Origin of the sequence: Castellaniella hirudinis, assembly GCF_042651965.1 — a bacterium.
In the GTDB taxonomy this organism is placed as follows: Bacteria; Pseudomonadota; Gammaproteobacteria; order Burkholderiales; family Burkholderiaceae_B; genus Castellaniella; species Castellaniella hirudinis.
This window is the reverse complement of record NZ_JBHSDY010000005.1, coordinates 417,378-442,017: the sequence shown is the minus strand read 5'-3', so window position 1 is coordinate 442,017 and position 24,640 is coordinate 417,378. Positions and strand designations below refer to the sequence as shown.

The following is a 24,640-nucleotide window of genomic DNA, read 5'->3' as shown; positions in this document are numbered from 1 at the left end:
GTGCTCATGACAACTCCTCATCGCCTCATTATGAGGCACGTGGGTGTCTAGAGGTTCCGGGGCGATTCACTCAAAACCATGGATTACATCCCCCAGCTCCTCGCCCTCTCAGGCATCGTGCTTCTGGCTTGCGCCAGCCCCGGTCCGGACTTCGTGGCGGTGACTTCGCATGCCTTGAGCGAACGTCGCAGCGGCGTCTTCGTCGGCCTGGGAATCACGTGCGCCGTGGCCCTCTGGGCCAGCCTGGCCGTGTTCGGCTTCGGGCTGCTGATTCAACAGTTTTTCTGGCTCTACGAAAGCATCCGTCTTGCCGGAGCGGCTTACTTGATCTACCTGGGCGCGCGCATGCTGATGGCGGCCCTGCGCACGCAGGCCAAGGGCCAGGATGATGTTGCCCAGGCCCCGTGCGTGAGCGCGAAACAGGCGTGGTCGCGGGGATTCATCGTGGGCATCACCAACCCCAAGACGGCCACCTTCTTTGCCACCCTGTTCGTCACCTTGCTGCCCGTGGGGGCGCCGCTGTGGGTGTACGCGGCCGTGGTGGCCGTGGTGGTCTGCATCACCGCCACCTGGATGTGCCTGCTGGCCTCGTTCTTTTCGGTGGCCATCGTGCGCACCGCCTATGCACGCATCCGCCGGCCCGTCGATGCGCTGATGGGCGCTGCGCTGGTGGGATTGGGAATCCGCATGGCGACCAGCCGGTAAACCCGCGCCAGAGGCCCCCTCCCCCCGCGGGATGCAGCAAGCAGAAATGGTACATTGTGGTCCCATGAGTCATGACGCAGTGCCCTGCAGTGAGCTGATGTGCCCGCTTCCGGTCCTGCCCAAGGATAGGTAATGAAGTTTCTTTCCACACGGGCTTCCCGATCATTGATTTTTGCACCGCTCATTCCGCTGGCGCTGTCCCTCTTCCCGACGGGAGCCCAGGCCAAAAATGCAATCGGCCTGGGTGTCGGCATCATCCCCAAATATGAAGGCTCGGAAGATTACCGGGCGCTCCCCGTCCCGCTGATCAATTACACCAACGGGCATTTCTTCATTTCCCCGCGTGCGGGCCTGCCGAGCATGGGCCTGAAAACCGACCTCACCACGGATTGGAGCGCCGGTGTTTTCCTGGGCATGGCGTTAGGCAGAAAAGCAAGCTGGTCTTCGCGGCTGGACGGCACCGACGACATTGATTTCCATGGCGTGGCGGGCGTCTATACGGAATGGCGTCCGGGGCCGTTTTCCATCGGCGCCGCGTACTATCAAGCGCTGCACAGCGGCTACGGCGCCACGGCGGAACTGCGCGCCAGCTATCTCGCCTGGAAGTCGGGATACGACGCGTTGAGAGTGGGCGTCAGCACCCAGTGGGCGAACAGCGACTCCATGCAAACGTATTTCGGCGTCACCGAGCGCGAGGCGAAAGCCAGCCAAGGCAGACTGCATCCCTACTCCCCCTCCGCCGGTTTCAAATCAGCCTCCGTCTTCGGCACCTGGAACCATCAACTCAGTGACAGTTGGAGCATGAACGCCACGCTGGGCGTCAGGACATTGCTGAACCACGCCGGCGACAGCCCCATCGTCGAGGATAAAACCGGCGTCTTCGGCAGCGCCGGCCTCATGTACTCGTTCTAGAAACGATGAGGTAAATCCCTCGACACGCACCATGAACATCGCGCTCACCCTGCTGGCCCTCATCGTGGCCTGGCGACTGCTGTGCCTGCGCTATCAGCGCGCCCACATCGCATTGCTGGGGCGTCACCTGGCCGACTTGCAGCTCGAACGTCACATGGAAACCCTCACCGAGGGCTACACCCGCGCCATCCACGAGAAAGAAGCCAGCCGCCAGCTTCAGGTGCTGGACACGTTCGCCCAGACCGAACGCAGCGTGGCGGCGCAAAGCCGCACGCTGGCGGACACGCTGCAAAAAGAAGACGCGCTGGCGACCCGCATGGGCACGCTGCCGTTCTGCGTGCCGTACATCGAACGCTGGCTGCCCGCCTCGACGCGGGATTTCCGCGCGCTGCTGCACGTCCACGCCGCCGGACTGCGCTACGTCGTCGACAATGAGGGTCGCTGGAATCCGAAAGACCGCGCCTACCACCTGTCCGCAGAACTCTATCTGTTCCAGCACAGTTGCCACTGGTTCTGCAAATCCCGCGCCGTGGCCGACGCGCGGCTGGCGCTGCGCCACCAGGTCCAGCACCAGAAAGTGCTGGAATCCGTCTCCTCGGTGACCCGCGCCGCCTACCAGAAATGGCTGCAGGGCGACGAACGCTAAGCCCGGCAACGCACCGCAGGCCTAGACCGCCAGCATCACGACCAGGACGGCGCACAGCAGGACCAGGTACGTCTTGGCATGCACGCTGTCGGGGATCTTGCCGATCCACCGCGACGTGATCCGGATCCCCAGCCACGAGCCGGCCGCCAGCGCCAGGCAGGCGCGCAAGTCGATGAAGCCGGCGTGCCAGTCCCCCAAGGGCGCGGCGTCCCACGCCAGCAGCGCGTAGGTTGCCGAGCCGGCCACCGCCATCGGCAAGGACAAGGGATTGGCCGCCGCCGTCGCGGCGGTCATGCTGGCGCCACGGCGCCGCATCAGCGGCACCGTCATCACACTGCCGCCCACGCCCAGGAACGCGGCGATCGCGCCGATCACCACACCGATGCCGACTGTCGCTCGTTTTCCCAGCGGACGGATTCCGCTGGCCGTGTGCCGGGTAAAGCCGGGCCGCAGCAGACCGTCGAGTATCGTCACCCCCAGATAGACGATGAACGCCCAGCGCACCCAGCCACCGCTCAAGGCCATCGCTGCAGCAGCGCCCGGGACGGCGCCCACGGCGATGGACGCCAGCAACGGGCGCACCTGAGCCCACGGCACGGTCCCGGCCTTGTGATGGCGCAATGTCGCCAGGCCGGCGCCGAAGATCATCACGGCCGTCGAGGTGGCGACGGCGATGTGCATGGCGGCCTGGCCCATCCCGCTATCCGCGCCGTAGGTCGCCAGCAGCACCGAATACAGCACGGGGACGACGACGAAGCCGCCCCCAAAACCGAACAACACCGTGGTCACACCGGCCAAGGCGCCAAAGCACAGCAGCAGCACATACATACGCAATCCATCATCACATCAGAGCAAAGTCCCACCATAAAGAAGGCAGCCCTGGCCTGCTTTCGATAAACAGTCAATAATCCTTTCATTCAGGCCAAATTGCAGGCCCTCTCAATCTTCATGCACAACATCCCGCTCGATTCCGTGGATGCCGTGGCGCGGCCCCTGCTGGCCATCGGCACCGATTACCCGCCCGGCACGCTGCTGGATTCGCACACGCATCGGCGCGCGCAGATGCTCTACGGGATGACGGGACTGATGGAGGTTGAAACAGAGGACGGCGCCTGGGTCATTCCGCCCTACAGCGGCGTATGGATTCCCGCCGGCAAGCGCCATCGGGTGCGCATGCAGGGCGTCAGCACCCGCAGCCTGTATATCGAGCCGGACGCGGCGCCGCGCCCGGGCACGCAGTGCGAGGCGCTGGTCGTCACCCCGCTGCTGCATCAACTGCTGCTGGCCTCGCTGGCCCTGCCCGCGCACTACGACGAGCAGGGGCGCGACGGCGCCCTGGCGCGCCTGCTGCTGCACGAAGTCGGCCTGGCGCGAACCATGCCGCTGTGCGCGCCCATGCCGCAGGACCCGCAGTTGGCGGCACTGTGCAAGGCGTTCCTGGAAACGCCCCACATCCGGGCCACCCCGCAGGCATGGGCGCGGCAGTCGCACAAAAGCCTGCGCACCTTCACCCGCTTGTTCCGGCAGCAGACCGGCATGAGCTTCGGCGCCTGGCGGCAGCAGGCCTGCCTGCTGGCCGCGCTGCCTCGATTATTGGCAGGGCGGTCGATCACGCAGGTCGCGTTGGATCTCGGCTACGACAGCCCCAGCGCCTTTTCGACCATGTTCCGCAAGCGGCTCGGACGCGCTCCCAGCGACTTCATCCGCGCCTCGCTGACCGGCGACGAGCGATAAACGCCGGTGCGCAGCCCGGCCGGCCTGCGATGCGCCGGAGCCAACGGCCTGCCTGCCTTACTTCACGAACACCACCTCGACCTGCCGCGTGGCGCTGCGGCCTGCAGGCTGAGAGACGCGTCCGGCTCCTGGGCGCGGAAGGTATAGGCCGCGGATCGTCCGGCTATCTGGGCGTGCAGGGCCTGTCGCAGCGCGGCAGCAAACTGTACTGGAGCCAGGGCAACTGGTACAGCAACGACGAACCCGTGCAACGGCACTACGATCTGGCGCAATAAGATCAGCGCAGCGCGGCCACCTGGATCTGCCTCGCTCCGCAGGCCTGTACCAGCGCATCGTCATAGCTGGCGAACAGCACCACACGGTCCCGCCCCCACCGCCTGAACTGCTCGGCCAGCGCGATGCGGGCCTGCGTGTCCAGGCCATTGCTGGGGCCGTCCGCCACGATGACGGCCGGATCGCCCAGCATGGCGGCGGTCAGATAGACCTTGCGGCGCGTGCCCGTGGACATCTGCTCGAAGCGCTTGTCCAGGTGCGGACTCAAGCCCAGACGCTCGGCCAGATCGAACACGGCCTCATCCAGAGACGCCTGTTTTTCCGCCGCAGCCTGCTCCAGCAGTCCCCGCCCCGTCAGGGTCGGAAATGCCAGGCAGTCGTCGGGCACATACGCCAGGCGGGCCTTGGCCTGCAGCGGCTCACGGGCCATCGAATGCCCGTCGATCCAGACCTCGCCCTCATCCGGCGCGAACACGCCCGCGATGAGACTCAGCAGGCTGGATTTGCCGGTGCTCTCTTCCTCGCACAGCGCCACGCAGCCAGGCCCGAAGGTCTGGCTCAGCCCCTGGAAGACGAGGTAATCGCCGTAGCGCTTGGTGAGTTTGTCGAGTCGCAGCATGGCGGGAAGTGTAGCAGCGGGGCTGCGGCCAGGGATTCCCGGCGTCATCGGGTGATCGCCTCGGCCAGCGCCGCGCCCAGCTCAGCGATGGCCGCATTGCGTTCATCCATCGAGGCCTCGGTGTCAGTGATGTAGATCGCCGCCACGATCGGCGCATGCGCGGGCGGCCACATCACCGCGATCACACCACGCGAGCCATGCCCGCCCGCCCCCGTCCGGTCGCCGATACGCCATGCCCTGGGAATGCCCGCGCGCAGAAGCGGACCACCGACCTCGTTGCCGATCAGCCACTCGGTCAGTTGCGCTTTCGAAGCGGCTGACAACACGCGATCGAGCACAAGCGCACGCAGGGTATTTGCCATCGTCGCAGGCGAGGTCGTATCCCTGGCGTCACCCGGCGTTCCTTCATTCAGATCGGGCTCATATCGATCGAGACGCGTCACCCGATCACCGACGCCGCGCACGAATGCCGTCACGGCCTGAGGGCCGCCGATGTGCTCCAACACTTTATTGGCGGCTACATTGTCGCTGGTGCGCATCGTGGCCGCGCAGAGATCGCGCAGGCCGACCCGCTGGCCGACCCAGGCTTTCGAGACGGGCGCATAAGGCACCAAGTCGGCTTGCGTGACCTGCACCGCCGTTTCCAGATCGATCCTGCCTTCGTCCGCCTGGTGAAGCAGCGCACCGCAGGCGAGCGTCTTGAAGGTGCTCATCATGGGGAACCTTTCGTCGGCCCGATAGCGCCAACTGCGGCCGTTCCCCGTGTCCTGAATGGCCAGGCCGACACGCGCATCCAGTCGAGTTTCTATCTCGCGGGCCTTGGCGAGAATACCGTCGTCGGCCGCCGAAGCCGCGTGGCTGCAGCCCCCCGCCCCCAGCGCGGCGATGCACAGCAGAATGGCTGGAAATTTCATGCATACCCTCTCTTTTCATCAATGCCTGTGCATCACACGTCCGTCCGCCGCCGCTCCGCCTGCTTTCTAGACCGAACCCGGTCCGGCGGCGCCAGCGGCGCGCACACCTCCAGCAGGAAATCCAGGAGCGCCCGGATTCGGGGCGAGAGCAGGCGGCGGCTGGGGTAGACGGCGGTCAGGCGCGCGCTGGCCCGGCTGAGGCGGACATGCGGCAAGACCTGGGCGAGCCGACCGTCGGCCAGAGGCTCGGCGCAATATTGGTGCGGCAGCATCGACAGGCCGCCGCCGGCCATGACCATGCGGCGTACGACCAGCGGATCGTTGACCCGGGTGATGCCCCGGGACAGGTCCAGGTGCGCCGCCTCGCCCTGGATGTCGACCGGCATGCGCCGCAACGCATAGCGCGTCTCGCAGACCTGGATCTGCGCGCGCACGACGTCCAGCGTCTCGCCCGGCCGATGATCGGCCAGCCAGCGCGGGCTGGCCACCCAGATCAGGTCGCCCTCGATCAGGGTGCGGGAAACGAGTTCGCTGTCTTCCAGCGGCCCCACCACCACGGCCAGATCGACCCGGTCACGCACCAGGGCCGCGCCCTGGCTGGTGACCAGGATGTCCAGTTCAAGGCCGGGATGGCGGGTGCGAAATTCAGGCAGGCGCGGCGCCACGATGTCCAGGCTGAACGCCGGCGGCAGCGCCACCGACACCCGGCCCGCCGGAGCCGATCCAAGGCCCGCCATCAAATCATCCGCCTCCCGGGCCTGTTCCAGGATCAGCAGCGCCTGGCGATGAAAGGCCTCGCCTTCGGCGGTGACGCGCAGGCTGCGCGAGGACCGGTCGATCAGGCGCAGACCCAGCGCCCGCTCCAGCCGGGCCAGGGCCGAGCTGACCGTCGATTTCGGCATGCCGAGCTCTCGCGCGGCGGCCGAGATCCCATCCTGCTGGATGACGGCCACGAACACAGGCAGGTCGTCGAGGCTCCATTTCATGATCGTTCAATACACCAGTACCATCAGCATCATCTTCGTTCAGCAATCTGAACGAACCATTCGAATTTACATGATTGTTCAAAAAATATCATATCTCTAATATGTCCAACTGAAATATGACCACCTGAAATCTTTATCCGACAAGGACACGCACATGGCTCGCATCGTCGGCGGCATCGGCGCCTCGCACTCCCCCACCATCGGCTACGCCAAGGACACCGGCAAGCAGGACAGTCCGGCGTGGAAACCGATCTTCGAGGGCTTCGACCGCATCCGCGCCTGGGTCAAGGATCAGCGGGTCGACGTGCTGTTCATGATCTACAACGACCACGTCACCTCTTTCTTCTTCGACCATTACTCGGCCTTCGCCCTGGGCATCGACGATCATTACGCGGCTGCCGACGAAGGCGGCGGCCCCCGTGACGTAGCGCCCGCACGCGGCCACCTGGGCCTGTCGCAGCACATCGCCCAGTCGCTGGTGGCCGACGAGTTCGATCTGTCGGTCTTCCAGGGCAAACCCGTCGATCACGGCATCCTGTCGCCGCTGTCCATGCTGGGCGACGCGCAGGGCCCCTGGCCCGGCCAGGTGGTGCCGCTGCAGGTGGGCGTATTGCAATTTCCCATCCCCAGCGCCAAACGCATGTGGAAGCTCGGCAAGTCGCTGCGCCAGGCGATCGAAAGCTATACCGAAGACCTCAACGTCGCCGTCATGGCCACCGGCGGCCTGTCCCACCAGGTGCACGGCGAACGCGCCGGCTTCATCAACGAGGCCTGGGACGACGAATTCCTGGAACTGCTGGAAAAGACGCCCGAACAACTGGTGAACATGCGCATCGCGGAATTCGCGGCCAAGGGCGGCATGGAAGGCGCCGAGGTCGTCATGTGGCTGATCATGCGCGGCGCCCTGTCCGACCAGGTTCGGCTGGTGCACAAGCAAACCTACGCCCCCTCGGTCACCAACATCGCCACGCTGATCTTCGAGGACCTGGGCGGCGCGCCCGACCCCGCCGCCGTCGAGGCCCACCGCCGGCACATCGGCCATGAACTCGAGGGCGTGGGCGACATTCCCGGCTCCTACCCCTTCACCCACGCGCGCAGCCAGGCCAATCTGCGCATCAACCGCTTCCTGCACGACCTCGTCGAGCCCGGCCACCGCGCGCGCTTCGCGGCCGATTTCGAGACCCTGGCGGATGAATACGGACTGTCCAACGAGGAAAAACACCTGATCCGCGACCGGAAATGGATCGAGATGATACGCCGGGGCGTGAGCTTCTTCGTGCTGGAAAAAACGGCTGCCGTGCTGGGCGTGTCCAATCCCGAGGTCTACGCCGCCTTTCGCGGCGAGACGCTGGAGCAGTTCCTGGCGACGCGCAAGGTGCCGATCACGTATTCAGTGGCCGGGGGCGAGCAGGCACGGAAAATGGACGGAAGCTGAGCGCGGCGCGCCCAGCCTCCCCGGGGTATCGCCTGGGGTCGAGAAACGAGGCATTACAATCCGGCAAGCAGGGCACAGCCGCCCCCAAGCTCGGAGAGCGTCTCATGCATGCAATCGATCCGGCCACGCTGGTGGTGGTCATCACGCTTCTGGCCGTCCTCCTGGCTGCCATCATGCTGACCATGCGCACCAGCTTCCCGCGCACCATCGGCGGCATCGATCAATGGTCGGCGGCGACGGTGCTGGTCATCGTCGCCGCGGCGCTGTTCACCCTGCGCAAGACGCCGCCCTTCTTCCACGTCACCCTGGCCAACGGCTTCATGCTGCTGGCCATGATCTACATGGCCTCCGGCATGCTGCGCATGTTCCGCCTCCGGCTGCCCCCGCGGCGGCCGGTGTTGGCTGCAGCCGCCGGCATCACCCTGGCCATGGCGTGGTACACCTACGTCCAGCCTTCATTCCAGGCCCGGCTGTTCATCATGGCGCTTCTGGGCGTTTGCGCATTCGGGTACATGAGCTGGCTTCCCCTGCGCCACGGCCGGCGCGGCATCGGCAGCCTCGTCACCGCATTCGCCTTCGGCCTGACCGCGCTCAGTTGCCTCGTGCGCCTCTCGACCCTCATGATCCGGGTGGACGACCCCGGCGGCCTGTTCGACCCGGGGACGCTCCAAGTCATCTATCTGGCCACATTCAACGTCACCCTGCTCATCGCCACCGTGGGCTTCATCCTCATGGCCAACGAGCAACTGCGAGACACCCTGGAATTCAGCGCCACGCACGACGCGCTGACCGGCGTCCTGAACCGGGGCGCGTTCTTCGAACGGGCAAACACCGAGTTCGAACGAAGCCGCCGCGATGCCAGGCCGCTCGCGATCGCGCTGATGGACCTGGACCACTTCAAGCAAATCAACGACAAGCACGGCCACCAGGCAGGCGACCGGGTGCTCATGGACTTCTGCACGACCGTGCGCGCCGCGCTGCGCCCCGGCGACTTCCTGGGCCGCTACGGCGGCGAGGAATTCATCGTGCTGCTGCCCGACGCCACGCATGCGGAAGCCGCCGCCGCGATGCAGCGGCTGCTCGACACCGTCCGGCCGGGGCTGGATCTGCCGCTCTATACCTTCAGCATCGGTTACGCTGCCCTGGAACCCGGCACGGCCGGGATCGATGACCTGCTGATCGCCGCGGACAAGGCCCTGTACCAGGCCAAGGAGAACGGTCGCGGCCGCGCGGAAGCGGGAGGCGCACCCGGGGCCTGACGGCGCCAGGCGCGTCGTTCCGGACCGCTCCGTCCGGACACATGTCCGAACCTCCGTTACATACCGCCCGCAAGCGTCGCCGCTTCCGTATGATTTTGTCAGCAGCGCCTACAGCCGTGTCCGCGGCCACGGCCGGCCGCTGTCGGACCCGCTTACAGTGCCGCCCGGAAGACCTTGATAAGGTGCCCTTGAGACCATTCTTTTCAGGAGGCGCTCATGTTCAAGACCCTATCCGCATTCCTTGCCATCCTCGCGAGCGGCAGCATCCTGGCCGCCTGCTCGACGCCGTCCACCGTGAGCACGCGTGACGGCCAGGTCGACTACACCGCTGATGCGCCGGTCACGGACACGGACGACGGCTTCGTCACCTACCAAAAGGGCGGCCGCGACGTGAAGGTCAACAAATCCGAGATCAAGCGGATCGAGGAAGTGGACTAGGCCTGTTCACATCCGGGGAAGGCCGGTGATCCACGGCCCTATATCGAGGCGTAAACTGTCCATGGAGGTGGTTTATGTCTCAACGAAACAAGGTGCCCGGAGTCCGCCCCTATGACGGCCCGGCGGGCGGCTGGGGCGCCCTGAAGGCCACCGCCCAGGCCGTGCGCCGGCAGATGGACGTCGTCGAGGCTCCGGGCCTGCTGTTGCGCACCAACCAGCCCGCGGGCTTCGATTGCCCGGGTTGCGCCTGGCCCGACAAGGAACATCGCTCGACTTTCCAGTTCTGCGAGAACGGCGCCAAGGCCGTGACCTGGGAGGCCACGAGCAAGCGCGTGACGCCCGAGTTCTTCCAGCAGCACACGGTGTCCTCGCTGCTGGAGCTGCCCGATTTCGATCTCGAGAACTTCGGCCGCCTGACGCACCCGATGGCCTACGACGCCGCGACGGACACGTTCCAGCCGATCGCCTGGGAGACGGCCTTCGCGCGCATCGGCGAAACGCTGCGCGGCCTGGAGTCCCCCGACGAGGTCGAGTTCTACACCTCGGGACGCGCCTCGAACGAGGCGGCCTACCTGTTCCAGCTCTTCGCGCGGGAACTGGGGACGAACAACTTTCCCGACTGCTCGAACATGTGCCACGAGGCGACCAGCGTCGGCCTGCCGCAATCGATCGGCATCGGCAAGGGCACGGTTTCCCTGGACGACTTCGATCTCACCGATTTCGTGATCTCGATCGGGCACAACCCGGGCACCAACCACCCGCGCATGATGGGCACGCTGCACGAGGTGGCGCGCCGCAAGGTGCCGATCATCGTCTTCAACCCCCTGCGCGAGCGGGCGCTGGAGCGCTTCGCCGATCCGCAGAACGTCGCGGAGATGGCCACCTACGGCTCCACCGACATCGCCTCGTCCTACTACCAGGTCAAGGCCGGCGGCGACGTGGCGGCGCTCAAGGGCATCATGAAGGCGCTCCTGGCGCTGGACGCCCGGGACGGCGATGCGCTGGACCATGCGTTCATCGCGGAACACACGCTCGGCTTCGGCGCGCTGGCCGCCGACCTGGCCGCGACCGGCTGGCCGGACATCGAACGGGAAAGCGGCCTGAAGCGCGTGGACCTGGAACAGGTCGCCCGGGCCTATGCGAAATCGACGGCGGCCATCGTGACCTACGGCATGGGGATCACGCAGCACAACACGGGCACCGCCAACGTCAAGCTGATCGCCGACCTGCTGCTCCTGCGGGGCAACATCGGCAAGCCCGGCGCCGGCATCTGCCCGCTGCGCGGCCATTCGAACGTGCAGGGCAACCGCACGGTCGGCATCACGGAGAAACCCGGTGCGGACTTCCTGCGCCGCCTAGAGGAAGTCTTCGGCTTCACGCCGCCCCGGGAACGCGGCCACGACGCGGTCCAGGCGATGCAGGCCATGGTTCGGGGCACGACCAAGGCGCTGATCTGCCTGGGCGGCAACCTGGCGGTGGCGATGCCCGATCCCGAACAGTGCTTCACGGCGATGAAGCGCCTGCGGCTGAGCGTGCACCTGGGCACGAAACTGAACCGCTCGCACCTGCTGGTGGGCGAGGAAACCTACCTGCTGCCGGTGCTGGGCCGCACCGAGATCGACCTGCAGGCCGGCGGCCCGCAATCGGTCACGGTCGAGGACTCCATGTCCATGGTCCACGCCTCGGCCGGCAAGCTCAAGCCGGCATCGGAGTTCCTGCGTTCGGAAGCGGCCATCGTCGCCGGCATGGCCCGCGCGACGCTGCCGGCCAGCAAGGTGAACTGGCTGGAACTGATCGACGACTACGACCGCATCCGCGACCTGATCGAACGCACGATTCCGGGCTTCGACGACTACAACCGGCGCATCCGCGTGCCCGGCGGTTTCCGCATGCCGCTGCCGGCGACCGAGCGCACCTGGAACACCCCCAGCGGAAAAGCCATGTTCTCCGTCTTTCCGGGCGTGCGCGAACGCTACGAGCCCTGGCCGGACGACGTGCTGCGGCTCGTGACGATCCGCAGCCACGACCAATACAACACCACGATCTACGGCATGGACGATCGCTACCGGGGCGTGTTCGGCCGGCGCGACGTGCTGTTCATGAATGCCGGGGACCTGGCCGCCCACGGTCTGGCCCATGGCGATCTGGTGGACATCGAAACGGTTTCGTCGTCTCGCAGGCTGCGTCTGGAGAACATCACCGCGATCGAATACAACATCGCGCGCGGCTCGGTGGCCGCCTACTATCCCGAAGCCAACGTGCTGGTCCCGCTGGACTACATCGACAAGGAATGCGGCACGCCTTCCTACAAGTCCATCCCGGTGCGGATCCACCGGGCCGCGGCACGCGTCACTTGAATCGCGGCGACTCGCGCAGCAGGCTCAGCGCCTGCCGCGTGCCATGGAGCTGGTCCATCAGGTGCAGGATGAGTTCGATGCCTGCGTCGTTGACGCCGAAATCCCGCTGCAGATCCTGGATCAGGCCCGCCCGGGCGATCGCGCATTCCGAGAACCGGACCTCGGGAACGGTTTCGTCCGGAATGAGCCACCGCTGCTCCAGCCAGAACTCCAGGGTCTGCTCCCGAAGATTCGCACTGATCAGGAATTCCTGCTTGGTCATGATCATGATGATTCACCTCCGCGCGGATCGTGGGCCTTGCCCTTTTCCCACTGGGAAACGAACGCGTCGAGATCGGGATCGGGCGACTTCGGCAGCACGATCTTCAGCTTGACGAGTTCGTCCCCGAATCCCCCTTCGCGGCGCGGCGCGCCCTTGCCCTTCAGGCGCAGCGTGGTGCCGCTGTTGGAATGCCCCGGAATCGTCAGCATCACGTCGCCTGTCGGGGTCGGGACCCGAACCTCGCCGCCCAGGACCGCCTCGGACAACGAGACCGGCAATTCCACGATGACGTTGACGCCATCCAGCCTGAAGCGCGGATCGGGCAGCACTTCGATCTGGATCAGCGCATCGCCCGGCCCGCCGGCGCCCCGTCCGGGCGCGCCCTTGCTCTTCAGCCGCAGCATCTGGCCATCGAGCATGCCGGGAGGGATCGTGACGTCCAGCGTGCCGCCGTCGGGCAGCGTGATCCGCTTTTCCGTCCCCGTCACGGACTCGACGAAGCGGATGGACAGGCCGTAGCGCAGGTCCTCGCCGCGCTGGTTGGCGCGGGCCTCGCGCCCGCGGCGCAGGATTTCGGCGAACACGTCGTTGTCCGCGAAATCCGCGTAGCCCGCGTCGCTGGTGTAAGGATTTCCGTGATTGTCCGCGGCGAAGTCGCGGTAGAACCGGCGCTTGGGCTGTTCCACGCCGCCGGCGTCGATCTCGCCCGCATCGAAGCGTTTGCGTTTTTCTGGATCGCCGAGCAGCCCGTAGGCCACGGAGACGTCCTTGAATTTTTCTTCGGCCGCCTTGTCGCCCGGGTTCAGGTCCGGATGCAGTCTCTTGGCCAGGCCTCGATAGGCCTTCTTGATCTCGTCGAGCGACGCGGTTCGCACCACGCCGAGTACCTGGTACGGATCCTGCATGATCAGCCCCGCAAGCGCATCACGACAAAATCCAGATTACCACAGCGCGCGCGGCCGCCAGGCGCCCGGTTTCCGGGCCGGGGCCGGGCCGCGCCGGCCCCCGGTCCTCATTTCGTGGGGGATGGCGTCAGGGCCACGGCGGCCTCGGGCGCCAGCAGCCGGAACGTGAAACTTTCCTGCAGGTACAGGCGCACGACGCTGTCCGTGTGCGACAGATAGCCGATCGAGACATCCTGGCCGAGATGCAGGGAAAAGTCCCCGCCGCGGGTGCTGAGCAGCACGCCGCCCTCGATGCCCGGCGCCCAGACGATGTCGCCGTCCAGCAGCGGCCGGATATGCTTGAGCAGCGGGTAGCCTTCGTCGCTGGCGCCGCTGACGGCGGCGTAGGCCTTTTCGCCGAGGACCAGGACGTACGGGCCGTTGACGCCCGCCAGGCGCAACTGGCTCAGGGCCTGCGCCACGATGGCCGGATAGCGCTTGATGTCGGCCGGCAGCTTCGCCGCCGGGTTGTCGGCGCCCGGGCGGATGCCCTGGATGCCCGCCGCCGCGTAGCCGTCGAACACGGCCCGATCTTCCGCATAGGCAATCTTGCGCGCGGCGTCCTTGAGCGGCTGCAGGTCGGGATCGTCGGAACCGCGCTCGACGCCGTCGAGCGCCTGGCGCGACAGTTCGAACGGCACGCGCAGTTCCACCAGGGACTGGACCTGGTGCTGTCCGGCCAGGACGCCGGCGTCCGGCGCCTCGATGGCCTTGAGATGGCCGGTGCCGACGGCGGCCAGGGCGGCCCCTTGCGGCTCGACGACGTCCACGACGCGACGCGCGGCCAGGTAGCGCTTGAGCGTCCGGGAGGCCTCTTCTTCGATCTGGGCCCACGCCGCATCCGAGATCGGCGCCAATTCACGATGCAGGTTATTCATGCGAGGATTCTCCTTTGAGTGAGCCGATGCCCAGCGAGCCGTCGGGCGCGCCGGCGCCCGGCGAGGATGTGTCAGGAGTTTGCGGCGCCCCGAAATCGGGCGCGTTTTCGAGGAAGCCGGCCGAGGGAACGAAGAACAGCGAACCCGTGACGGCGCGGCTGAAATCCAGCAGCCGGTCGTAGTTGCCCGGCGGACGCCCGATGAACATGTTTTCCAGCATCCGTTCGATGCGGCTCGGGGATCTGGCGTAGCCGATGAAATAGGTGCCGAATTCACCCTTGCCCACGTCGCCGAAAGGCATGTTGCCGCGCACGATGTCCAGTTCCTCGCCGTCTTCCTCGATCACGGTCAGCGCGTTGTGGGCCCAACTGGGCTTGACGTCGTCGGCCAGTTCGATGTTGGTCTGCTTGGTGCGGCCGATGATCCGTTCCTGCATTTCCACCGGCAGCGCGTTCCAGCCGGCCAGGTCATGCAGGTACTTTTGCACGATCACGTAGCTGCCGCCGACGAAATCGCCGTCCTCGTCGCCGATGACCGTGGCGGCGACCGCGTCGGGGCCGTCGGGATTCTCCGTGCCGTCCACGAAACCGATCAGGTCACGGGCGTCGAAATACTTGAAGCCGTGAACCTCGTCCACGACGGCCGCCGCGTCACCCAGCCGCGTCGTCACCTGGGTGGCCAGTTCGAAGCACAGGTCCATGCGCGTGGCGCGGATGTGCAGCAGGATGTCGCCCGGCGTGGAAACCGCATGGTGCACGCCCTGGATTTCCTTGAAGGGATGCAGTTCTTTGGGCCGGGGCGAACCGAACAGACGATCCCAGGCGCTGGAGCCGAAGCCCATGATGCAGGACAGGCGGCCGTCGAGGTCGCGGAATCCGACCGAGCGCAGCAGCCCGGGCAAGTCCGCGCAGAGCGAGCGCACGGCATCCAGGGGCTCGGATCCGGGATTGATGGTCAGGACCAGATACATGGCCGCCTGCGTGAGCGGCGCGTCGACGGGCTGGTGCGTCACGGAAGACAAATCTTTCTCCTTGCGGGCTCGGAAGACCCAGGCAAATAGTTTACCTTGCCATCGACCCTGTTTCAGGACGTTGTCCGGACCGCCTGCCGCCGGACGGGCGGAGCCGGATCAGCGTTATAATGCCCCCCTGCAGCACCGCCATCCATGGGTTCCCTCACCCCATCCAGCAAAAAGGTCCACATGAAATCCATCGCCGTTCCGCCATCGCGGGCATCGTCCTATCTTGCCCTGCTGGTCGCATTCCACATCCTGGTCATCATCGCCAGCAACTATCTGGTGCAGTTGCCCATCGAGCTGCTCGGCTTCCACAGCACCTGGGGCGCCTTCAGCTTCCCCTTCATTTTCCTGGCGACCGACCTGACTGTGCGCCTGATCGGCAAGGCCCCGGCGCGCCGGGTGATCCTGCGCGCCATGGTTCCGGCGCTGATCGTCTCCTACATCGTGTCGGTGCTGTTCCACGAAGGCGGCTTCAACGGCCTGGCCGCGCTGGGCGAATTCAACACCTTCGTATTCCGCATCGCCTTTGCCAGCTTCGCGGCCTACGTCCTGGGCCAGTTGCTGGACGTGCACGTGTTCGACCGCATGCGGCGCGGCTACGTGCAGTGGTGGGTGGCGCCGGCCGCGTCCGCCGTGCTCGGCCAGGCGCTGGATACGATCGCCTTCTTCGGCATCGCCTTCTGGCGCAGCGACAACGCTTTCATGGCCGCCAACTGGATGGAAATCGCCGCCGTGGACTACGCCATCAAGCTGACCGTCAGCCTGCTGCTGTTCGTGCCGATGTACGGCGTCGCCCTGAATGCGATCGTCCGCAGCATGAAGCGGCGCGAGGCGTTGCCCGCTGCGGCCTGACACCCGCCCGCCGGGTCCGAAGCCGGGCAATCGGGCCGCCGCCAAGTCATAATGCTCGTCTTGATCGATACGGCCATGATGGAGAATGGATGAACCTGCGGCAGATCGAAGTTTTCAGAGCCATCATGATCACGGGCTCGGTCAGCGACGCGGCCCGCCTGCTGCACGTCTCGGCGCCCGCCGTCAGCCGGGTGCTGTCCCATACCGAAAGCCGGCTGAGCTTCCCGCTGTTCGAAAGAATCAAGGGCCGCCTGCATCCCACCGAAGAAGCCCGCCGCCTCTATCACGAGATCGAACTGGTCTACCGCGGCGTGCAGCGGATCGACCGCCTGACCCACGAACTGGCGGAACAGCGCCAGGGGATGCTCAGCATCGTCACCAGTCCCAGCATCGGGCAAACGCTGGTGCCGCTGGCCATCGCCCGCTTCTGCGCCAAATACCCGAACGTGCGCGTGCACTTCCACTGCCTGAGCTATCAACTGCTCAAGGAACGCCTGCTGAGCCGCCAGTCGCAGGTGGGCGTGTCGATCCTGCAGGTGGACCACCCCAGCCTGACCGCGACACCGATCGCCCGGGGCCGCCTGCTGTGCATCTGCCCGCGCCAGCATCCGCTGGCGGCCCGGGCGTCCGTCACGCCCCGGGACCTGCAGCCTTATCCGCTGATCACGTACCCGCCCGACACGCCCTTTGGCGCCCGCATCGAGCAACTGTACGCCCAGTCGAACGAAATCCTGAAGATCGCCATGGAGGTGGGATCGCCGCAGAACGCCTGCTCGCTGATCAATGCAGGCGCGGGGATCGCGCTGGTGGACGAATTCTCGCTGCAAGCCTGGCCGACGGCCGATTTTGCCGTCATCCCGGTGGCCGACGCGCCCGACATCGTCGCCGATCTCGTCTACCTGCGCACCGAACCCCTGTCGCCCGCAGCGACCTCCTTCGTCAAGGAGTTCAACAGCGTGCTGGCCGAGCGCGGCCTGGAGCCGCCCGTCACTGACTGAACCGGCTCAGGCGCTGCAGGCTTCGATGCGCCGGCCGACCCACTCGATGGCCTGAAGCGCCAGCGCATCGATGGAATCCGTCAGCACGATGCCCAGGCCGGGCCTGCGATCGTGGGGTACGGCCAGCGGCAATTCCGTGCACCCCAGCACGATCGCCCGCGCGCCGCGCCGTTCGAGCGATTCGATGGCCTGGACGACGAGCGGATAGGCGTCCTCGATCCGGTTGGCCTTGACGGCCGCGATCGCCGGCACGAGCAGCGACTGGATTTCGTCCTGACCCGGGATGAGGGCCTGGTAGCCGGAAGCGGCCAAGCGATCCTGGTACAGACCGAGCCGCAGCGTCGCGGGCGTGCCCAGCACGCCGATCTCGCCGCCCGAAACACCCTGGCGCCGCAGATCGTGGATGACCGAATCGACGATGTGCAGGATCGGCTTCGGGCACGCAGCCTGCAATTGATCGAACCACAGATGCGCCGTATTGCACGGCACGACGACGCAATCCACCCCCGCGCTCACCAGGGTCTCCACGCCGCGCAGCATGGCCGGCAAGGGGCTCTGGCCGCCCTCCGTCCGGGCAGCCGAACGGTCCGGCACATGCGGATCGTTGACCAGGACGACGGCAATATGCTCCTGGTCCCGCGCGGCCCGCGTCAGTTCGACGATACGCAGCGCGAGCGTGGCGCCGGCCAGCGGCCCCATGCCGCCGAGCACCCCCACGGTGGGTTCCATGACACTGCTGGAAGATGCGTTCATGATCCATCCGCCTCAGGCGTCATCCCCGGGCACCGTACCGGCAGGCAAGGTCTTCACATGCGCCGCGATCTGTCCGGGCGTCGCCATCCAGATGTCGTCGCGGTGCCGGACGATGTGGTCCAGGACCCTGCGGAACTGCCTCAGGCGGTAAGGCTGCCCCAGGATGAAGCTGTGCAGCACGATGCACATGACGAGCGGCCGCCTGCGCGACTCGTCGAGCATCTCGTCGAACTGGTCGATGAGGTTGTCGCAAAACGTCTGCGACGGCGTGCGCCGCGACACGCACTCGATGGAATCGTTCAGGTCGTGGGAATACGGGATGGACAGGATGCGGCCATGCCGGGTGGAGAACCAGATCGGCTGATCATCGATCGGCCAGTCCATCATGTACTCGTATCCCTGCGCCTTGAGCAGCTCCAATGACCGGCTCGTCTGGCAGATGTACGGCGCAAGCCAGCCGCGAGGCGGCACCCCCTCGCGCGCGCGCAGGGTCTCGGTCACTTCCCGGATGCACGCGATCTCTTCTTCCTCGGACATGTCGATCTGCCGCTCGGAATTGGTGCGGCCATGGCCGACGATCTCATGCCCTTGCGCGGAAAAACGTTCGACCAGCCCCGGGCAATAGGCATACACGTCCGAATTCACCAGGAGCCCGTAGCGCAGATCGTAAGCATCCGCCAGATCCAGCAATCTCGGGGCGCCGACCCGGTTGCCGTAGTCCCGCCAGCCATAGCTCCGGACATTGAGCCCCGGCTGCGGCACCGCGTAGTCGTTGCCGATGCCGGCCCCGAAACGGAAGTGCTCGATATTCAGGCTGAGGTGCAGCGCAAGCCGCTTGCCGCCGGGCCATTCATAGGTCGGCCGTTCATCGATGGCGGAATAGCGGTAGCGCCGGTGCGTATCCACCCGGATGTCTTGATGCGTGCTCATGATCAGTGGTCCAAAAAGAGTGATGTCCAGCGTCGGCGGGCCCGTGCCGCCCCGCTTGGGTCCTAAGCCTCGGCGGCGAACAACTCGGCCGCAGTGAAACCGGCCGATAAACCAAACAACAGCCTCAGGCGCGCCTTGACGGGAGACAGGGCGCCCGCGGACACCAGGCCCGAAGCGAGCAGGTGCCGCTCGCCGCCCGCGCCGCCATAGGTGTCACGCAACACCTGGGGGCTGGCGCAGCGGCTCGCCAGCACCACGGCAACGCCCGCGCCGGCCGCCCGCACCAGCGCCTCGGCCAAGGGGGCCGGCACGTGTCCGCCTCCCAGGCCCGCCACCACGAGGCCGTCGACCCGGTCGCGGATTGCATCGACCATCAGGCCGTCCGACCCGGCCACGGCCCAGATCAGCTCGACCCGCTTGTCCGGGGCGCAGGCGCGCAACAGGCGTTCCGACGGCGGCGGCCCGAAAAACGACAAGGCCCGGCCTTCCACGACCAGGCCGGCCGGGCCGGCAGCCGGGGACCCGAAGGCGGCCACGCGGGTGCCATGCACCTTCGCGGCCCACCGGGCCAGGTGGATCTCGTCCTGATGGACGACGACCGGACCATAGGCGGCGAAACGCGGCGTCGCGGCCACCGCGATGGCCGCTGCCAGGTTGGCCGGACCGTCCTCGCCCGCCGAACCCGGCACCCGCATGGCGCCCGTCGCGACGACCGGGACGGACGTCCGGACGAGGAGCGCCAGCGCGTAGGCCGTTTCCTCCAGCGTGTCGGTCCCATGCGTGATGACGACGCCCTCGGCGCCGCCCTGGATTTCTTCCTCGACGGCGCACGCCAGATCCCACATGGCCGCCGGCGTGACGTTGCGGCTCGACAGCCGCAACACGTCGCGGGCGGTGACGACGAGGTCTGCGCCCCCCGCCCGCGCGGCCGCGGCCAGGGCCTGCGCGCCGAGGGCCGGCGTCGCACCGTCGGCGCCGCGTTGCGTGGAGATCGTGCCGCCGGTGGCGAGCAGGCTAATCCGCATGATCGCCGGCCCCGAAAAACAGGCGGGAGCAATCCGGCACGTCGAAGAGATTCGTCAGCCGGCCCCACCACGCCTGCGACGCCGCGCCGCCGCCCGCAAGGCCGAGGAATTTCTGCTCGACCTCGTCCTCGGTCAAAGGATCGCGGTAATGGCCGTGGGGATTGTCGACCCGCGCGGAGTACGATTTTCCGTCCGTGGTCCGCACGGTCACCCTGGCCGGGGACGCGCCCGGCCACTGCGCCTGCAGATCCTCGGCCACCCGCGTCTCCACGCGCGCGGCAAGCTGCGCGGTTTCCGGCTCGAACTGAAAACCGTCCGCGTCCAGACTGCGCCCCGACAAGGCGGCCGCGACCACGTAGGGCAGCGAAAACCGCGCGGACAAGGCATTGGGCGCCGCCTGGCGGGCGAGCTTCATGTTGTTTTCGACGGTTTCCACGTCCACCCGCTCGATGTGCGCGGGATCGAAGGCGGGAAGCTGCCGGACCGCATCGACGGCGGCATGGCTCAGGGCGCAGGCGCTGTGGCGCTTGAAGTAGTTCCGGGTCACGCCCAGGCCTTCATAATCCAGCGGCGCCGTCAGCGCTTCCGGGTCGACCAGCGTGCCGGCCAGCGCGCCGAACGAAGACTCCAGGCTGGCCGGCGAGCCGGTGAAGCCCGCCTCGGCGAGCCTGGACGCGCGCACCGCCAGCTCGGCGGCGGAACCCATCCAGGTGTTCCTGGCCGTGGCCCCCTCGAAACACGCATCCCAGACCGAAAGAATGGGACTCGTGGCCGCGATGCGGGCCGCTTCGACAGGGTCCTGGTCCAGGATCATGGCCACGGCGACGGCGCCGCCGACCGCCCCGAAATGTCCATGCGGATGCGCCGGATACGTCAGCCGGTACGCCGTGAACAGCCGCGCCGTGACCTCGTAGCCGGCAATCACGGCGCGCAGCAGGGATTGCCCATGCGCCTTCTCTGTCTCGGCCACTGCGACCGCGGGAATGACGACCTGCATCCCGGGGTGCCCGGTGGGACGCATGCCTTCATCCAGTTCAACGAAGCTGCCCGCCGTCGCATTCAGGAAGGCGGCGCGTTCAGAGTCCGCCCGGAGGGGCGAACCGCCGAACACAGTGGCGCCGTGCGCGCCCTCGCCCAACCGCCCCGACCGGCGTTCGATGCCGGTCAGGGCGACCACCGGCCCCTGGCGCGCGCCCGCGCAGCTCACCCCGATCGTGTCGGCAATGATGTGCCCGGCGCGCTTGAGCGAGGCCGCCGGGACGCGCGCCAGATTGAGGTCCGCCGCCCGGCTGACGGCGAGGTCCAGCAATGAAGCATCCGCCATGTCCGTCTCCTTCAGATGCCGAGATAGGCGCGCCGGATTTCGTCCTGGTCGCGCAATTCTTCGGACAGCCCGCTGAGGATGATCTTGCCGCGCTCCATCACGTAGGCCCGGGTGGAATACTTCAGCGCGGAGGTCGTGTTCTGCTCGACCAGCAGCACGCTGGTGCCCAGGCGGTGGACTTCCTTGAGCTGCTCGTACATCTCATTGACCAGCTTCGGCGCCAGGCCCTGCGAGGGTTCATCGAGCATGATCAGCTTGGGTCCCAGCATCAAGGCGCGGCCCACGGCGACCATCTGCTGCTCGCCGCCGGACAGGGTGCCCGCGAATTGGGTCGCACGCTCTTTGAGCCGCGGAAACAGGTCGTAGACCAGGCGCAGCCGCTGCTCGCGGACCGATTCGTCCTTGACCAGCCAGGCGCCCAGCATGAGGTTGTCGAACACGCTCAGGCGGGGAAAGATCTGCCGGCCTTCGGGCACGTGGGCGATCCTGCACACGGGAACCTGATGGGGCGGCATCCTGGTCAGTTCGCTGCCGTCAAAAGAGATGGCGCCGCTGAACGACCGCACCGTGCCGGAAATCGCCTTCAGCAGCGTCGATTTGCCCGCGCCGTTGGCGCCGACCACGGCGACGTAGTCCCCGTCGGCAACCTCCAGAGAGATGCCGTGCAGGGCCTCGATCTTGCCGTATCCGGCATGCAATTGGTTGATCTCGAGACCCATTACTCAACTCCCAGATAAGCTTCGATCACCTGCTTGTGGCGGCTGACTTCCTCGGGCTTGCCCAGGGTCAGGATCGCGCCGTAGTCGAGCGCGAGGATCTGCGAGGAAATCTTCATCAGCGCGCGCATATTGTGTTCAATCACCATGAGGCTGACGCCACGATCCCGGTTGATGCGCACGAGCTTGTCCAGAATGTCGTCCACCTCAACCTCGTTCAGGCCCGCCATGACCTCGTCGACCAGCAGGACCTGCGGGTGCAGCATCATGGCGCGCGCCAGTTCCAGCAGAGAGCGCTGGGCCAGGGGCAGGTCCTGGGCCAGCGTGTCGGCATGCCCCTCCAGGCCCCAGAACTCCAGTTCTTCGCGGGCCGCCGAGCGCGCCGCCGCCACCGTCGCCGAATTCAGCAACGCGGCCACGGCCACGTTGTCCAGCGCCGTCATCTCATCGAACACCTGCACGGTCTGGGACGTCTTGGCCACTCCCAGTTGGGCGATCTGGTGCGTGGGCATGCCCACGATGTTCCTGCCCTTGAAGTGGATGGCGCCGGAGACCGGCGGCACCGTGCCCACGATCGCGTTGAACAGCGTGGACTTGCCGGCGCCGTTCGGGCCGATGATGCCCAGGATTTCCCCCTCGATCAGCTCGAAATTCACGCGCTTCAAAGCATGCAGGCCCGCGAAACGCTGATCGACGTTTTCTACTTTCAGGATGGCTCGACTCATTTCTTCGACCCTCCTTCAAGCCGATGGAACAGGGTCTGGAGCAGACCGCCCAGGCCGCGCGGTTGAAAGATGATCAGCACCAGCAGGATGACGCCGTAGGCCAGTTGGCCCAGCGCCGACAGATTGCCGCTGAGCTGGAGCGAAGCGTATTCGTTGAGGGGGACCAGGATGGCGGCGCCCAGCAAGGGGCCCCACCAGAACTGCAGCCCGCCCACGATCGCGAACAGCACCAGGTTCAGCGTGGTATCCCAGGAAAACGCCGTGCGCGGGTCCACGTACTGGAGAAAGGCGCCGTACAGCGCACCGGCGACGGCGACGATGGCGGCGCTGATGAGCAGCGTCGTCATTTTCGAGCGGAACTGGTTGACCCCGGCCAGGGTGGCGGCTTCGGGATTCGACCGGATGGCCGACAGGCGCATCCCGAGGGTGGAGAAACGCACCACCCGCGCGATCACCAGCACGACCACCAGAAACACCGCCGACACATAGAAGAACGGCTCGGGCGTGTCGAACTGCAGCGAGGCCAGGCCCGACGGCAGAATCGGCACGGACAGCCCGCGCGCGCCGCCGGTCAGGCTCTCCCAGCCGCTGGCGATCAGCTCGGACACCGGCAGCAGCGCCAGCGTGGCGAGCGCGAAGTAGTGGCCCGACAAGCGGAAGCTGGGCCAGCCGATCAGGGCCGCGATGGCGACCGACAGCAGCACCGCCACCGGAATCGCGAGCCAGGGGCTCAGGTGCAGCGTGGTCTGGAAAATCGCCACGGTGTACATGCCGATCCCGAAGAATGTGATATGGCCGAGTGAAATCTGATTGGCGTAGCCGCCCAGCAGGTTCCAGCCGATCGACGCGCCGCCCAGCAGGCACACGAGGATGGCCAGCCGCAAGTCATACTGGTTGCTCAGGTACATCGGCGCAGCGAACACCGCGACCAGGAAGACGACCCATCCGAGAAGGGCCGGCACGCGCGCATGTCCCGCGCGAGAAGTCATCTGCGTCGCCATCAATTCTGCCTCCGGCGGAAAATACGTTGGAATCCGCCCCCGGGGATCAGCACCAGTGCGAAGAAGAACACGACGAACACCGGCAGGTTCTGGATCTCGATCGGCAGCACCAGGGTGGACATCGACTGCACCACCCCCACCACCAGGCCGGCGATGATGGCGCCCCGGACCGAGCCCAGCCCGCCCAGCACCACGACGGTGAACATGGTGAGGATGAAGTGCTGGCCGATGTACGGATAGGTCAGCGTGTACGGCAGGATCACGGCCCCTGCGACCATGGTCAGGGCCGAGCCGATGCCGAATGCGAGCATGTACATCCAGCGCGGGTTGATGCCCATCAACTGGACCGCGGACCGGTTCTGCGAGGTGGCTTGCATGGCCTTGCCATAGCGGGTCTTGTTCAGGAACAGGCTGAGCAGCACCGCCATGAGCAGCGCGCACGCGGCCGCATACACGAAGCTGGCAGGGAAGGACAGGCCCAGCACATTAAAGGTCAGATCCTGGTAGGGTGTGTTGACGCTCAGGAAGTTGTTCCCGGTCATGACGGCGACGCCGTTGGCCAGGATCAGGCTCAGGCCGACCGTCGCAATGATCTGCGCGGATTGCGGGGCCTTGATGATGGGCTCGATCACCAGGCGCTCGCTGAGCATGCCGAACAGGAAGCCCCCGACGCCGACCAGCGGCGCGATGACGAACGGATCGAGGTCCAGGGTGGTGCTCAGGAAGTAGGCGGCCATCATGCCGATCATCAGGTATTCGCCCTGGGCGAAATTGACGATGTTCATGACGCCGAACATGAGCGTCAGTCCGACCGAGATCAAGCCATAGACACTGCCTATGAGCACCCCGTTCGCGACCGACTGCAGAATCAAATGCAGCATATCGTGTACTTATCCATGATTGCCTCGTCGAGACCCGGCAACGGCAACCGTTGCG

The 24,640-nt window shown here is 66.4% G+C and carries 26 protein-coding genes; 10 read left to right on the top strand and 16 right to left on the bottom strand.

Features of this window, described 5'->3' with window-relative positions:
* The first annotated feature begins 78 nt into the window (after positions 1–78).
* The 3 genes from ACFO0J_RS10310 (at position 79) to ACFO0J_RS10300 (ending at position 2,263) form a co-directional block, all read left to right on the top strand.
* Entirely contained in the window at positions 79–705 is a 627-nt protein-coding gene (locus ACFO0J_RS10310; protein ID WP_376812978.1) for a LysE family translocator, read from the top strand.
* 132 nt (positions 706–837) lie between these two features.
* Entirely contained in the window at positions 838–1,617 is a 780-nt protein-coding gene (locus ACFO0J_RS10305; protein WP_376812977.1) for a MipA/OmpV family protein, read from the top strand.
* Positions 1,618–1,648: 31 nt separating this feature from the next.
* A complete protein-coding gene (locus tag ACFO0J_RS10300) occupies positions 1,649–2,263 on the top strand; it encodes a hypothetical protein (protein WP_376812976.1) in 615 nt (204 codons plus the stop codon).
* Between the two features lie 21 nt (positions 2,264–2,284).
* Here ACFO0J_RS10300 and ACFO0J_RS10295 read toward each other — a convergent pair whose 3' ends face one another.
* Positions 2,285–3,091 (bottom strand): sulfite exporter TauE/SafE family protein, encoded by an 807-nt coding sequence (locus ACFO0J_RS10295; RefSeq protein WP_376812975.1) that lies wholly within the window; start codon positions 3,089–3,091, stop codon positions 2,285–2,287.
* A gap of 120 nt (positions 3,092–3,211) precedes the next feature.
* On the opposite strand from ACFO0J_RS10295, the gene ACFO0J_RS10290 reads away from it, so the two are divergent.
* Positions 3,212–3,997: an AraC family transcriptional regulator gene (locus ACFO0J_RS10290; RefSeq protein ID WP_376812974.1), complete on the top strand. Its 786-nt coding sequence runs from the start codon at positions 3,212–3,214 to the stop codon at positions 3,995–3,997.
* Between the two features lie 277 nt (positions 3,998–4,274).
* Here the strand turns inward: ACFO0J_RS10290 and ACFO0J_RS10285 are convergent, their stop codons facing one another.
* From ACFO0J_RS10285 to ACFO0J_RS10275, 3 genes are read right to left on the bottom strand one after another with little or no spacing between them, the layout of a single operon-like run.
* Positions 4,275–4,889 (bottom strand): ABC transporter ATP-binding protein, encoded by a 615-nt coding sequence (locus tag ACFO0J_RS10285; RefSeq protein WP_376812973.1) that lies wholly within the window; start codon positions 4,887–4,889, stop codon positions 4,275–4,277.
* Between the two features lie 44 nt (positions 4,890–4,933).
* On the bottom strand, positions 4,934–5,803 hold the full coding sequence (bla, locus tag ACFO0J_RS10280; protein WP_376812972.1) for a class A beta-lactamase: 870 nt from the start codon (positions 5,801–5,803) through the stop codon (positions 4,934–4,936).
* A gap of 32 nt (positions 5,804–5,835) precedes the next feature.
* Positions 5,836–6,789, bottom strand: coding sequence for a LysR family transcriptional regulator (locus ACFO0J_RS10275; protein ID WP_376812971.1), 954 nt, complete (start codon positions 6,787–6,789; stop codon positions 5,836–5,838).
* Between the two features lie 154 nt (positions 6,790–6,943).
* Here ACFO0J_RS10275 and ACFO0J_RS10270 point away from each other — a divergent pair, with 154 nt between their 5' ends.
* The 4 genes from ACFO0J_RS10270 (at position 6,944) to ACFO0J_RS10255 (ending at position 12,278) form a co-directional block, all read left to right on the top strand.
* Positions 6,944–8,224 (top strand): gallate dioxygenase, encoded by a 1,281-nt coding sequence (locus ACFO0J_RS10270; RefSeq protein WP_376812970.1) that lies wholly within the window; start codon positions 6,944–6,946, stop codon positions 8,222–8,224.
* Positions 8,225–8,328: 104 nt separating this feature from the next.
* Positions 8,329–9,483 carry a GGDEF domain-containing protein gene (locus ACFO0J_RS10265; protein WP_376812969.1) on the top strand — a complete coding sequence of 385 codons (1,155 nt, stop codon included), beginning with the start codon at positions 8,329–8,331 and terminating at the stop codon, positions 9,481–9,483.
* Positions 9,484–9,699: 216 nt separating this feature from the next.
* Entirely contained in the window at positions 9,700–9,921 is a 222-nt protein-coding gene (locus tag ACFO0J_RS10260; RefSeq protein WP_376812968.1) for a YgdI/YgdR family lipoprotein, read from the top strand.
* 74 nt (positions 9,922–9,995) lie between these two features.
* Positions 9,996–12,278 carry an FdhF/YdeP family oxidoreductase gene (locus ACFO0J_RS10255; protein ID WP_376812967.1) on the top strand — a complete coding sequence of 761 codons (2,283 nt, stop codon included), beginning with the start codon at positions 9,996–9,998 and terminating at the stop codon, positions 12,276–12,278.
* Here ACFO0J_RS10255 and ACFO0J_RS10250 read toward each other — a convergent pair.
* From ACFO0J_RS10250 to ACFO0J_RS10235, 4 genes are all read right to left on the bottom strand, one after another.
* The gene (locus ACFO0J_RS10250; protein WP_376812966.1) at positions 12,271–12,546 is read right to left on the bottom strand and encodes a chaperone modulator CbpM; all 276 of its coding nucleotides are present in this window, start codon (positions 12,544–12,546) and stop codon (positions 12,271–12,273) included. The genes ACFO0J_RS10255 and ACFO0J_RS10250 overlap by 8 nt on opposite strands.
* On the bottom strand, positions 12,543–13,445 hold the full coding sequence (locus tag ACFO0J_RS10245) for a DnaJ C-terminal domain-containing protein (RefSeq protein ID WP_376812965.1): 903 nt from the start codon (positions 13,443–13,445) through the stop codon (positions 12,543–12,545). The genes ACFO0J_RS10250 and ACFO0J_RS10245 overlap by 4 nt, the downstream gene beginning before the upstream one ends.
* A 107-nt stretch (positions 13,446–13,552) precedes the next feature.
* On the bottom strand, positions 13,553–14,362 hold the full coding sequence (locus ACFO0J_RS10240; RefSeq protein ID WP_376812964.1) for a family 1 encapsulin nanocompartment shell protein: 810 nt from the start codon (positions 14,360–14,362) through the stop codon (positions 13,553–13,555).
* A complete protein-coding gene (locus ACFO0J_RS10235; protein ID WP_376812963.1) occupies positions 14,355–15,383 on the bottom strand; it encodes a Dyp-type peroxidase in 1,029 nt (342 codons plus the stop codon). The genes ACFO0J_RS10240 and ACFO0J_RS10235 overlap by 8 nt, the downstream gene beginning before the upstream one ends.
* A gap of 180 nt (positions 15,384–15,563) precedes the next feature.
* Here ACFO0J_RS10235 and ACFO0J_RS10230 point away from each other — a divergent pair, with 180 nt between their 5' ends.
* A complete protein-coding gene (locus ACFO0J_RS10230; RefSeq protein WP_376812962.1) occupies positions 15,564–16,232 on the top strand; it encodes a 7-cyano-7-deazaguanine/7-aminomethyl-7-deazaguanine transporter in 669 nt (222 codons plus the stop codon).
* An 89-nt stretch (positions 16,233–16,321) separates the two neighbouring features.
* Positions 16,322–17,230 carry a LysR family transcriptional regulator gene (locus tag ACFO0J_RS10225; RefSeq protein WP_376812961.1) on the top strand — a complete coding sequence of 303 codons (909 nt, stop codon included), beginning with the start codon at positions 16,322–16,324 and terminating at the stop codon, positions 17,228–17,230.
* 6 nt (positions 17,231–17,236) lie between these two features.
* Here the strand turns inward: ACFO0J_RS10225 and cuyB are convergent, their stop codons facing one another.
* The 8 genes from cuyB to ACFO0J_RS10185 form a co-directional block, all read right to left on the bottom strand.
* The gene (gene cuyB / locus ACFO0J_RS10220; protein WP_376812960.1) at positions 17,237–17,983 is read right to left on the bottom strand and encodes a cysteate racemase; all 747 of its coding nucleotides are present in this window, start codon (positions 17,981–17,983) and stop codon (positions 17,237–17,239) included.
* A gap of 12 nt (positions 17,984–17,995) precedes the next feature.
* Positions 17,996–18,913, bottom strand: a complete 918-nt coding sequence (locus ACFO0J_RS10215; RefSeq protein ID WP_376812959.1) for a polysaccharide deacetylase family protein — start codon at positions 18,911–18,913, stop codon at positions 17,996–17,998.
* Between the two features lie 62 nt (positions 18,914–18,975).
* On the bottom strand, positions 18,976–19,938 hold the full coding sequence (locus ACFO0J_RS10210) for an asparaginase (protein ID WP_376812958.1): 963 nt from the start codon (positions 19,936–19,938) through the stop codon (positions 18,976–18,978).
* Positions 19,928–21,262 carry an MmgE/PrpD family protein gene (locus tag ACFO0J_RS10205; RefSeq protein ID WP_376812957.1) on the bottom strand — a complete coding sequence of 445 codons (1,335 nt, stop codon included), beginning with the start codon at positions 21,260–21,262 and terminating at the stop codon, positions 19,928–19,930. Before ACFO0J_RS10205 ends, ACFO0J_RS10210 begins: the two co-directional genes overlap by 11 nt.
* Positions 21,263–21,273: 11 nt before the next feature.
* Positions 21,274–21,981, bottom strand: coding sequence for an ABC transporter ATP-binding protein (locus tag ACFO0J_RS10200; protein WP_376812956.1), 708 nt, complete (start codon positions 21,979–21,981; stop codon positions 21,274–21,276).
* Positions 21,981–22,703 carry an ABC transporter ATP-binding protein gene (locus ACFO0J_RS10195; protein WP_376812955.1) on the bottom strand — a complete coding sequence of 241 codons (723 nt, stop codon included), beginning with the start codon at positions 22,701–22,703 and terminating at the stop codon, positions 21,981–21,983. Before ACFO0J_RS10195 ends, ACFO0J_RS10200 begins: the two co-directional genes overlap by 1 nt.
* Positions 22,700–23,665: a branched-chain amino acid ABC transporter permease gene (locus ACFO0J_RS10190; RefSeq protein WP_376812954.1), complete on the bottom strand. Its 966-nt coding sequence runs from the start codon at positions 23,663–23,665 to the stop codon at positions 22,700–22,702. The genes ACFO0J_RS10195 and ACFO0J_RS10190 overlap by 4 nt, the downstream gene beginning before the upstream one ends.
* A gap of 38 nt (positions 23,666–23,703) precedes the next feature.
* Positions 23,704–24,585, bottom strand: a complete 882-nt coding sequence (locus tag ACFO0J_RS10185) for a branched-chain amino acid ABC transporter permease (protein ID WP_376812953.1) — start codon at positions 24,583–24,585, stop codon at positions 23,704–23,706.
* Positions 24,586–24,640: the final 55 nt, after the last annotated feature.